This is a genomic window from Pseudobacteroides cellulosolvens ATCC 35603 = DSM 2933, from assembly GCF_001262605.1.
GTDB lineage: Bacteria > Bacillota > Clostridia > Acetivibrionales > DSM-2933 > Pseudobacteroides > Pseudobacteroides cellulosolvens.
In genome coordinates this window covers 6868574-6878816 of the sequence record NZ_LGTC01000001.1, presented here as the reverse complement: position 1 = coordinate 6878816, position 10243 = coordinate 6868574, and the positions used below count along the sequence as shown (strand labels likewise).

Sequence of the window (10243 nt, the reverse complement as noted above, 5' to 3'; positions counted from 1 at the left end):
TAATTTACCTGTTGAAAATGGACCAATATATTTGTTAATGATTGGCTCATACCTACTTTGGGTGATTTCTTTAACAGTATTAGCGATATAATAGGTGGATTTATAGATTTAATCACCAATATTTTCACCAAAATACCTCCGGAATTGATGGCAATCATAATTATCATTTTGGCTTGGAAATTTGCAGGCAGATGGGTTGCGTTATTCTCCGCCATAGGCTTTCTCTATTTAGGCTCCGTTGATATATGGCGGGAAGCTATGCAGACATTATCAGTGGTAGTTGTTGCCACAATCCTTTCAATTATTGTTGGCATTCCTATAGGTATTATAACTTCCAAATCCAAAACAGTTGACCGCATAGTGCGACCTATTCTGGACTTCATGCAGACTTTGCCAAGTTTTGTATATTTAATTCCAGCCATACTCCTATTCGGGCTTGGAAACGTTCCAGCGGTTATTTCTACTTTTATATTTGCAACACCTCCGTCGGTACGTATGACAAACCTTGGTATAAGACAGATTCCCAACGATGTTATGGAAGCTGCTCAAGCCTTTGGTGCCACACAAAAACAATTACTACTAAAAGTTCAACTGCCATTGGCTATCCCAACCATTATGGCAGGAATCAATCAAACTATCATGCTGGCACTTTCAATGGCAGTCATTGCCTCAATGATAGGCGCTCCAGGCCTTGGTTCACTGGTTCTTTCAGGAATATCAAGCGTTAATGTTGGTAAAGGTCTGGTTGGCGGTTTGGGAATTGTAGTTCTTGCAATTATTCTCGACAGGATAACCCAGGGACTGGGACAAAAAAAGTAATAAATACAAGGAGAATTTCTATGTTAAAATTTATCAAAATTTTCATTATGTCTTTTTTAATTATATGTTCTTCAATAGGATGCGGCAGCAATAATGCCGCCTCTCCCAAAAACATAACGCTGACAATGGGTGTAACACCTTGGTCAAGCACTGTACCTCCTACCAAAATAGCAAAGTCTATTTTTGGTAAATATGGGATATAAAGTTGAAGAAATCAGTGCAGACGCTGGGGTGTCTATGCAGGTTATCAAAAGGTGATATAGATATTTTCATGGATTCCTGGCTGCCGGACATGCACAAAAATTATATGAATACATTCGGCAGAACCATTGATGATGTATCTGTAAGTTATCCAAACGGGGAATTAGGTTGGGTGGTTCCTACCTATGTTGAAGTATTGATTCAGTGGCGGATATTAAGGGAAAAGAAAGCCTTTTTGACAAAAAGATATATGGTATTGAAGAAGGGGCCGGCATGACTATGACATCAAAAGAGATGATCAAGGCATACGGCTTGGATTTGGAGTATGTTGCATCAAGTGAAGGTGCAATGCTGGCTCAGGCATCAAAATTAATCGCAAGCAAAAAACCCGTTATTTGCCTTGGCTGCGTCCCCACCCCATGTTTGTTAAATACCAACTGAAGTATTAAAAGACCCAAAGGATTTTTCAAAACATCAGAAGTACACGTACTTACAAATAACAAATAAAAAACAAAGCACCTGAAGCGTATAATTTTTAAGCAAGTGGAACATTGATGTAAGTGAAATTGAAAAAATGATAGTTGAAATCGATAATGAATCTCCCCTGAAGATGTTGCAAAAGCATGGATTGATAAAAATAAAGATAAGGTGGACAAAATGCTGGAACTTAATTAATTGATAAACATATACCTTGATTTATATAGGAGCTTAATGCTCCTTTAATTCATTTATAAAAGAAATTTTAATGTATATGAATGGTGTAATTAATGTTGGATTTTCTAATAATGTTAGATGCTATACTTTCAGTAACTCCTCTATGAACAGCATCGCCCAATGTCCTGTAGGATCGACATATTTAATCGGATTATTTCGAACATATGAATAAAGATTCATTCCGTCTCTTCTGAAGGTGTTCTTGTGTGAACCTTCCTACAACTGGGTTATAGAATCTTGTGCTAAGGTAGTATTGACCAGTCACAGAGTCAAACTGTTCCCCAGCATACCTAAATCTATTCTGTACTTTCTCAACAGCTTCAACTGTATTACCAAATGCATCATACTGATACTGGAGTACATCCAATTTGATGGACACATAGAAAGCTTGTATAATAGACAAAAGAACGGATGTGTCCAACAATGGCAGCAAACACCCAGGTATGGAATCATTCTATCAATGAGTTGTTCCTACAAATCATAAAAGAAGCTGAGGTCTGCCTTAAACGGCTAGTTTGGCCTTATAAAGTGAAGACAATTTCGCGGTGCAAGTAGAGAGGGACGCTGTGAATTTCGACATACGTGAATTGCATTGGATTTTCGTCCCAAAGGTAGCAATAGTGATGTTCATAAGTATCATTTTTTCAAGAGAGGCATCCGGTGTCTTCAATGTTCACATGGAAAAGTATATTCCTCGTTAGAATTGTTGGATACAGTAGGGATTTTGCATTGAAAAAATCACATGACCAAGGAATGATCGGAAATAGAGTAAAGGAAAGCCTTAGCAGCTTTAATTAATGATCCTAGTAGATAGCCTATTGGTAATCTGGACAGTAAAACCGGCACAGAGATTCTTGAGCTGTTAAGGGAAATCAACATAAAAAGCATTACCATTCTTATTGTTACCCAATTGGATGAATCCACCTGGTACGGAAATAGTATAATCATGCTAAAGGATGGGAAATCGTGTCTTAAGCTTATTAAATAGTTTGGCAAAAATAATACAGAAGTCCAACAGAGAAAAATACCAAAAATATCATCATGAACTAACTCTATATATATATTAATAAAACTAGAATTTATCCGATATTAAAAGTGTATAGAGTCTTCGTATTATACGGCATTGATCTAATCATGCACTTCATGTAATTTTAGATACTGTTTGCTTTGGCTGTTCTTCATATGTAAAAATTAGGGAGGATTTCGAATGAGTTTAAGAAAAAAAATAAACTTCATTTTGTTCTTTTCTGTTTTGGTTTGTCCATTTTTTGGATTTAGTACTTCTATATTGCAAGGTGAAAGTCTAACAAATATCCCCATCGCGGTTTTTATATACATACTGGTATTTTCTATACTAGGTTCTACCGTGATTAATTACAAACTAACACCCATCATAAAATACTTGGATTCAAAACAAGAAAATCTTAAACAAGTAGCAAGAAATAATATAAAATTCATTGAAAACTTTTTATTGTATTTTTGATAGTGTATAATACTGTGGGGTTATTTTCAACTTTCCTTTCGGGTAATAAACAACAATATAGTGCTGCAATTGTCCTTTTAGGAGGGCTTCCTCAGTTGTTTTTTCTTTGTATTTCATTAACATTTATACTAATATATTATCTTGAAAAAGAAACATCTGAGCTGGGGGTTCACCAAGGTAAGGGATATATAAATTATAAAATGAAATTTTTTAGTATTTCGATAATTATTCCTATGGCTATTATCCTTCAACTCACAATAACATGTTTAACTATCGTATCTTCAATTCGATTAACGGTAGACCAAAACATTAACAATAATAACCAAATATCAAGTGAAATATATAAAGAAAAGATAGAATTATTTCAAAATGAATTAAGAGAAACATATTCAAAACAAATGCAAAAAATTGTGTATTCAAATGTAATGTCAATTGCAATGCTTATTATCGTATTTATAATTTCCTTAAGAGTAGTATATACGCCAATCAGGGATGTAATCCTGGCATTTAGAAGTCTTGCCAATAATGATAGCGGATTATCCACTTCAATAAAAATCAGTTCAAAGGATGAAATCGGACAAGTAGTTGATAATTTTAATAACTTTGTTCTAAGATTGAAACAGTTGGATAAACTAAAAGATGAGTTTTTAGCAAATGTTTCACATGAGCTTCGAACACCCATCAATAGTATTATTGGCCTCACTGAATCATTGGTTGACGGTGTGGCGGGGGAACCCAACCCCAAAATGAAAGAGAATCTCAATATGATTATTTCCAGTAGCAAGAGACTTTCCAGTCTTATCAATGATATCCTTGACTTCTCAAAGCTAAAAAGCAACGATATTGCAATATCCAGTAAAAATATTGACTTAAAGCAGGCTTCTGAGATGGTTTTAAACATTTTAAAATCACTGACATCTACAAGAAATATTGCGTTGAAAAATGAAATTCCCGATGATATCCCTTGTGCTTTTGCCGATGAAAACAGGGTTCAGCAAATTTTGTTTAATTTATTAGGAAATGCCATCAAATTTACCAGTGAAGGTTACGTTAAGATCAGAGCGGAACAAAAAGATGAGTGGATTTTTATATATATTGAAGATACAGGGATTGGGATTCCAAAAGAAAAGTGCTTGGACATATTTAAATCCTTCGAACAGGTAGACAGCTCTATTGAAAGAAAATATGGGGGTACTGGACTCGGACTTGCCATTTCAAAACAACTGGTTGAGATCCATGGAGGCACAATATGGGTAGATTCAGAGCTTGGAGTAGGCTCAAAATTTGGTTTTACGCTACCTGTAGGCCAAAAGTCGCAAAACATTCCATTGGAACCCCAATTACTAACAAAGTTTGAATATGAAGAAAGTGCTATTATAACCAATTTTTTCGAAGTTCCTTATGAGGAAGCAGAATATCGAGTTCTTGTGGTAGATGATGAAAAAGTAAACAGACAGGTTTTGTTTAACCACTTATCATTAGAGCACTATCATGTATCTTTTGCAGAAAGCGGAATTGAAGCATTGGAAATTTTAAATGAAAGGGAATATGACCTAGTTTTTTTGGATATTATGATGCCCAAAATGTCAGGATATGATGTATGTAAAAAAATTAGAGAAAAATTTAACCTTTTTGAACTCCCTGTGTTAATGCTCACTGCTAAAAATCAGCCCAAAGATTTAGTTGCAGGATTTGAGGCTGGGGCTAATGATTATGTTAATAAACCTTTTGATAAAAAAGAACTTTTATCCAGAACCAAAACACTGCTTCTTTTAAATCATTCGATTAGAGACATTTTAAAGCTTAACGAAGAGATTAATGAGACCCAGAGCGAAATGATATATACGCTGGGAGAAGCAGCAGAAGCCCGTTCAAGAGAAACAGGGTATCATGTGAAAAGAGTGGCGGAATACTCCTATTTACTAGCCATAAAGATTGGCTTTTCTCAGGAAGAAGCCAATATGTTAAAACTTGTTTCGCCCATGCATGATATAGGAAAGATAGCTATAGCGGATGAAATTTTAAATAAGCCCGGAAAACTTACTCCGCAAGAATATGAAATTATCAAAAACCATGTAGAAATCGGATACAATATGATTAATAAATCAAATAGAAAAATGTTGAAGCTTGCCTCTATAATCGCCTATGAGCATCACGAGAAATATGACGGTACGGGGTATCCAAGAGGATTAAAAGGAGAGGAAATAAGTATTTATGGAAGAATTTTAGCTTTGGCAGATGTGTTTGATGCACTGGCCAGTGATCGTGTATATAAGAAAGCCTGGGAAATGGATCGAATATTGGAATTAATAAAAAATGAAAGAGGAAAGCATTTTGATCCTCAATTGGTTGACGTATTTTTTGAAAATCTCAGTGAATTCATTGAAATAAAAAATAAATATGTTGAGGCTATCCAAAATGAGTCAGTGACTATTGGCTAAAAATATACTATAGATATTCACTTTAAAATTAAATCTATCCAGATGTACATGTTTATAATACCAACACTTTAAGTTGATAAAGCTTATCTTCAAAAATTATGAAGGTAAGCTTTTTTGCAGTTGCGTTTGAGGATGTATCAAATTTTGTGTATGGAAAGATTAAGTAGTCTCCTTCTTGGCAAGAATTAGTAATAATTAATGTCAAGGAGGAGACTTTTATGTCAACACTAACAAAAGAGCAGGTTAAAGCAATCGTTCAGGGAAATAATTTCCAAAGTGTTTCGGATGTAAGTGCTTATTTGAAAGATATTTTTAGAGATGTAATCCAAGAACTATTAGAGGCAGAACTTGAAGTAAATCTTGGATATTCTAAGGAAGAACCAAACAAAAAGAATACAGATAACAGCAGGAATGGCTACACCCCAAAGACTTTAAAAAGTGAGTTTGGAGAAGTAGAAATACAGGTTCCAAGAGACCGTAAAGGGGAGTTCCAACCAAAAATTGTTCCTAAATACCAGAGAAATGTTACAGGCATTGAAGATAAAGTTATATCACTATATGCAAGTGGTATGTCTACCAGAGATATTAGTAAGCAGGTTGAAGAACTCTATGGTATTGATTTTTCTGCTGAAATGGTAAGTAGAATTACAGACCGTATTGTACCTGAAATAAAAGAATGGCAACAAAGACCTTTAGAGAGCATATACTCTTTTGTTTTTTTAGACGCCATTCACTACAAGGTAAGGGATGACGGACGAATAGTAAACCGTGCGGCATATGTAGTACTTGGAGTTACTGTTGATGGAAGTAAGGATGTTTTGGGTATTTGGATTGGAGATAATGAGTCATCAAAGTTTTGGCTTGGTGTTCTAAATGACTTAAAGAACAGAGGTGTAAAGGATGTTTTAATCTTTTGTGTAGATGGCCTTACTGGGCTTAGAGACGCTATAAATGCAGCATATCCAAAAGCAGAAGTTCAGCGTTGTATAATTCATCAGTTGCGTAATTCATTTAAATACGTATCCTATAAAGATGCCAAGGAGTTCAGCAGTGATTTTAAAGAAGTGTATCAAGCTATAAACGAGGATGTTGCCTTAGAAAAGCTTTACGAACTAAAGGAAAAGTGGGGTAAGGAATATCCATTTGCAATAAGAAGTTGGGAGAACAACTGGGATGTATTGAGTCCATTTTATAAATTTTCGGAAGAGGTACGGAAAATAATCTACACAACTTATACCGAAAAAATAATTATGCCGATATTTTATGAAATCCCAGAAAATAAAAGGATACCAGAAAAAATATCGGCATAGTTTTTCTATATAATGTATCTTCATCTTAAAGGGAGGTGCATTATAATGCCAGAAGAAACTAAATTAGAAGAAGTTCTACGTCTTACATTAGAATCTCTAAAAGAAAAGGAATATAGCACTGAGACTCTTCTGCGGTACCAAAAGAAATTTCATGTTGTAAATTCACTCGCACAAAACAAGGGGATTTCTGAACCTTCAGATAAATTATTTCAGGAATACCTCAGTGACAACAAAAACAAGTATACTGGCAAATACTCTGTTCTTAAAGAACGCCAACGAATCAGGGTGGTAAATCTTATCAAATCTTATATTTCTGATGGTGAAGTGAATACTTCAAGAAAAAATGGGAAATCTGCAAGTGATGGTATACAGACAGAAACATTAAAAAATGAGTTTAATAGATTCGCTATGATTTTAAAAGAGAATCAGCTTCAGCCTAATACTATCTATACTTACAAGAGAATTGTTGCATATCTTTTAATCTATTGTGAAGAAAAATCTTATCGGTCAATCAATGAGTTGAGTTCTGGTGATATCAGAAATTTCATCTTATATCTTTATGAACATGGCTACTTTAAACCAACTACTATTGCAAGCGGTCTGTCAGGCCTTAAAAGATTCCTTTCTCTCCATCCTGATATAAAGCATCTTATAATGGAGCTTCCGACCCGGCTTCCTCGTGAGCACAGGATAATAGAAATATATAGAGAATCAGAAACCAGTGCTATAAACGAAATACTATCAGGTGGCAATCTTACTAAACGTGATAAAGCTATTTGTCTGTTACTGTTAGAAACAGGATTGAGGGCAGTAGATATCTGTAATATCAAACTTACTGATATTGATTGGAATAAAGATGTAATCTATATAAGGCAACAAAAAACAGGGATGGCATTAAATATCCCGCTTCGAAAATCTTATGGCAATACCATTGTTGATTACATACTGAATGAACGACCCGAATGTAATTCCAAATATCTTTTTGTTAGAGAGTTGGCACCGTTCACACGCTTAAATGGAGAAGGTTCTTCAATCAGAAGTGTACTCTTAAAAATGGAAGCATTAGCTGGTATATCTAACGAAGGAAGAGTTTCTGGCAGTCGAATGACAAGGCATAATGCAGCTTCTGTTATGCTCAGGTCTGGAGTTTCCATGACTAATATCTCTGCAGTTCTTGGCCATACTGATCAGAATATTGTATCTGTATATCTATCAACAAACGAAACAACAATGGCAGCCTGTACCCTTCCTCTTCCCGGAGGTGTACGCAAATGAATAAAACACTATCCGATTTGATAAAAGAATTTTTAGAATACAAAACACGGAATGGGTATGTCTATGCTACTGCGGGATATCATCTGAATAAATATCTTGATTTTTCAGACAGACATTCTCCTGCTGAAAACATACCCGACAAAGATACTGTAAATACATTTTTAAGTAGATATGCAACTACTCCAGGAAGTCTATATAACATAGCGGCTGCTCTCAGAGAATTCTCAAGATATCTTATTGGTTTGGGATACACATCTGCATATGTAATTCCTCAAGGAAAAGTTTCACTACCGACGCCTGTCCAACCATATTTATTTACAGATGGTGAGATTGAAGCTTTTTTCATTGAGTGTGACAGTCTCCAATACGATTGCCATGTCCCTAAAAGGCATATCGTGTTGCCTGCAATGTATAGATTACTTTATTGCTGTGGTCTACGCTGTAAAGAGGCCAGAACCCTAAAAACTGAAAATGTACATCTGGCAGAAAACTATATTGACATCCTTCAATCCAAAGGTCCAAAAAGTAGACGACTTTTTATTTCACAGGAATTGTCTGATTATCTTCTGATCTATGACGCAACAATGAATCATCTCTTTCCTGACAGAACTTTTTTCTTTCCTTCACGAGAAGATACCCCTTATGGTGCTAACACATTTCAGAAGAACTTTTTGAAAATCTGGTATACAGCCTTTCCGAAGAAAAAATGCGATGGCGTGAGCGTAAGAGCTTACGATTTCCGACACCATTTTGCCTATGCTAACATGAACCGCTGGCTTAGGGAAGGAAGAGACATAAATGTAATGATCCCATACTTGATGAAATATATGGGACATCAAGATATAGAAAATACACTTTACTATTTCCACCTTGTTCCTGATATTTATGATGCAATAGTAAAAAAATCATCCTTATTTGAGGGGTTATTACCGGAGGTCAATGCTTATGAATAAAAAAGCAACAGCAGATCAAGACAGTAGTTTTTTTTGGAACAGTGCATCTGAATATCTAAACAATGAACTTCCAAATATTCGTAAAAAGAGTTTGAATACCATAGACGTCTATAGGCGGTCACTCAATAGATATATTGATTTTCTGGAAAAAGAAAAATCTATTAAAAGAGCAGGCATATGCTATCAAGACTTTAATAAAAATAACCTTAAAAATTATCTGTTATTTATGAAAGATTCCCAACGGTTGAGTGAAAAAACATGTAATCTCCAAATGACTGCAATCCGGGCATTGCTCGCTTATGCATCTGAAGAAGCAATAGATATCACTGCGATTTATCTAAATGCGAAAGCGGTAAAAGGACTTACTGTGCCTAAAAATGAAATAGAATACTTTGAGGATGGGCAGCTTAAGACACTTCTGGCAGCATCGCCTGTTGACACAAAGCTCGGTCGAAGAAATCGAATGATTATGATACTCGGTTATGATGCCGGATTGCGTGTTAGTGAACTTATAAATTTGACGGTATCATCTCTTCACTTAGATGCAGAAGTTCCATATGTGACTATCTTAGGAAAAGGTTCAAAGTATAGAAACGTGCCACTGATGAGTAAAACTATCGAACATCTGAAAACATACCTAAAAGAATTCCATCCAATGATAAAGATGGATACACCCTTGTTTTATGCTACAACACATGGAGTACAGCATTATCTTTCTGACGATACAATGCAGGACCTATTGAAAAAATACGCTGACGCAAGCAGGTGCACTATTGCGATGCCAGAAAAGATTCACTTTCATATGTTAAGAAAAACCAGGGCAATGGATCTGTATCAGGCTGGATGTCCTTTGTCATATATCCAGCAGATTCTAGGGCATGAAAGCATTTCAACCACCAGCGGTTTCTATGCATTTGCAACTCTGAAAACATTGGCTGATGCTATTGAAAAGGCCAATCCCTCTGGTTCGGAAGAAAAGCTATGGAAGGATGAGACAGTATTAAAACAACTTTATAGGCTATAAAAACTATGCCGATATTTTTTCTG

Annotated in this window: 13 protein-coding genes and 1 pseudogene; 11 read left to right on the top strand and 3 right to left on the bottom strand. The window is 35.3% G+C overall.

Annotation, left to right across the window (positions count from 1 at the left end; all coding sequences use genetic code 11):
• Positions 1 to 215, bottom strand: a 215-nt coding sequence (locus Bccel_RS32950; protein ID WP_242857058.1) for a hypothetical protein, incomplete at its 3' end; no start/stop codon positions are given.
• A 43-nt stretch (positions 216 to 258) separates the two neighbouring features.
• On the opposite strand from Bccel_RS32950, the gene Bccel_RS28500 reads away from it, so the two are divergent.
• Genes Bccel_RS28500 through Bccel_RS31090 form a run of 4 tightly spaced genes read left to right on the top strand, consistent with a single transcriptional unit; the run spans position 259 to position 1461 of the window.
• Complete coding sequence (locus Bccel_RS28500) at positions 259 to 819, top strand: ABC transporter permease (RefSeq protein WP_242857057.1); 561 nt, start codon at positions 259 to 261, stop codon at positions 817 to 819.
• A 20-nt stretch (positions 820 to 839) separates the two neighbouring features.
• Positions 840 to 1022 (top strand): hypothetical protein, encoded by a 183-nt coding sequence (locus Bccel_RS31100; RefSeq protein ID WP_050754018.1) that lies wholly within the window; start codon positions 840 to 842, stop codon positions 1020 to 1022.
• A 2-nt stretch (positions 1023 to 1024) separates the two neighbouring features.
• Positions 1025 to 1297, top strand: a complete 273-nt coding sequence (locus Bccel_RS32260) for a glycine betaine ABC transporter substrate-binding protein (protein ID WP_050754017.1) — start codon at positions 1025 to 1027, stop codon at positions 1295 to 1297.
• The gene (locus tag Bccel_RS31090) at positions 1225 to 1461 is read left to right on the top strand and encodes a glycine betaine ABC transporter substrate-binding protein (protein WP_201781989.1); all 237 of its coding nucleotides are present in this window, start codon (positions 1225 to 1227) and stop codon (positions 1459 to 1461) included. Before Bccel_RS32260 ends, Bccel_RS31090 begins: the two co-directional genes overlap by 73 nt.
• A gap of 354 nt (positions 1462 to 1815) precedes the next feature.
• Here Bccel_RS31090 and Bccel_RS32945 read toward each other — a convergent pair whose 3' ends face one another.
• Together Bccel_RS32945 and Bccel_RS32940 are read right to left on the bottom strand one after the other, a co-directional pair.
• The gene (locus tag Bccel_RS32945) at positions 1816 to 1914 is read right to left on the bottom strand and encodes a hypothetical protein (RefSeq protein ID WP_276326233.1); all 99 of its coding nucleotides are present in this window, start codon (positions 1912 to 1914) and stop codon (positions 1816 to 1818) included.
• Positions 1886 to 2158 carry an RHS repeat-associated core domain-containing protein gene (locus tag Bccel_RS32940; protein WP_050753818.1) on the bottom strand — a complete coding sequence of 91 codons (273 nt, stop codon included), beginning with the start codon at positions 2156 to 2158 and terminating at the stop codon, positions 1886 to 1888. The genes Bccel_RS32945 and Bccel_RS32940 overlap by 29 nt, the downstream gene beginning before the upstream one ends.
• Positions 2159 to 2394: 236 nt before the next feature.
• Here Bccel_RS32940 and Bccel_RS30650 point away from each other — a divergent pair, with 236 nt between their 5' ends.
• From Bccel_RS30650 to Bccel_RS28455, 7 genes and pseudogenes are all read left to right on the top strand, one after another.
• Positions 2395 to 2532 carry a hypothetical protein gene (locus Bccel_RS30650; RefSeq protein ID WP_154673522.1) on the top strand — a complete coding sequence of 46 codons (138 nt, stop codon included), beginning with the start codon at positions 2395 to 2397 and terminating at the stop codon, positions 2530 to 2532.
• Positions 2533 to 2941: 409 nt separating this feature from the next.
• A complete protein-coding gene (locus Bccel_RS28480; RefSeq protein ID WP_050754016.1) occupies positions 2942 to 3217 on the top strand; it encodes a hypothetical protein in 276 nt (91 codons plus the stop codon).
• Positions 3218 to 3312: 95 nt separating this feature from the next.
• Positions 3313 to 5658: an HD domain-containing phosphohydrolase gene (locus tag Bccel_RS28475; RefSeq protein WP_050754015.1), complete on the top strand. Its 2346-nt coding sequence runs from the start codon at positions 3313 to 3315 to the stop codon at positions 5656 to 5658.
• Positions 5659 to 5876: 218 nt separating this feature from the next.
• Positions 5877 to 6947, top strand: a pseudogene (locus tag Bccel_RS28470) (IS256 family transposase); the annotation flags it as partial.
• 66 nt (positions 6948 to 7013) lie between these two features.
• On the top strand, positions 7014 to 8243 hold the full coding sequence (locus tag Bccel_RS28465; RefSeq protein ID WP_050754014.1) for a tyrosine-type recombinase/integrase: 1230 nt from the start codon (positions 7014 to 7016) through the stop codon (positions 8241 to 8243).
• On the top strand, positions 8240 to 9196 hold the full coding sequence (locus tag Bccel_RS28460; RefSeq protein ID WP_050754013.1) for a tyrosine-type recombinase/integrase: 957 nt from the start codon (positions 8240 to 8242) through the stop codon (positions 9194 to 9196). Before Bccel_RS28465 ends, Bccel_RS28460 begins: the two co-directional genes overlap by 4 nt.
• Positions 9189 to 10220: a tyrosine-type recombinase/integrase gene (locus tag Bccel_RS28455; protein WP_081927292.1), complete on the top strand. Its 1032-nt coding sequence runs from the start codon at positions 9189 to 9191 to the stop codon at positions 10218 to 10220. The genes Bccel_RS28460 and Bccel_RS28455 overlap by 8 nt, the downstream gene beginning before the upstream one ends.
• The last annotated feature ends 23 nt before the right edge of the window (positions 10221 to 10243 follow it).

Coding starts and splice junctions, on each gene's coding strand:
- Bccel_RS28500 (WP_242857057.1), top strand. CDS start 259: ATGCAGACATTATCAGTGGTAGTTGTTGCCACAATCCTTTCAATTATT.
- Bccel_RS31100 (WP_050754018.1), top strand. CDS start 840: ATGTTAAAATTTATCAAAATTTTCATTATGTCTTTTTTAATTATATGT.
- Bccel_RS32945 (WP_276326233.1), bottom strand. CDS start 1,914: ATGAATCTTTATTCATATGTTCGAAATAATCCGATTAAATATGTCGAT.
- Bccel_RS28480 (WP_050754016.1), top strand. CDS start 2,942: ATGAGTTTAAGAAAAAAAATAAACTTCATTTTGTTCTTTTCTGTTTTG.
- Bccel_RS28465 (WP_050754014.1), top strand. CDS start 7,014: ATGCCAGAAGAAACTAAATTAGAAGAAGTTCTACGTCTTACATTAGAA.
- Bccel_RS28460 (WP_050754013.1), top strand. CDS start 8,240: ATGAATAAAACACTATCCGATTTGATAAAAGAATTTTTAGAATACAAA.
- Bccel_RS28455 (WP_081927292.1), top strand. CDS start 9,189: ATGAATAAAAAAGCAACAGCAGATCAAGACAGTAGTTTTTTTTGGAAC.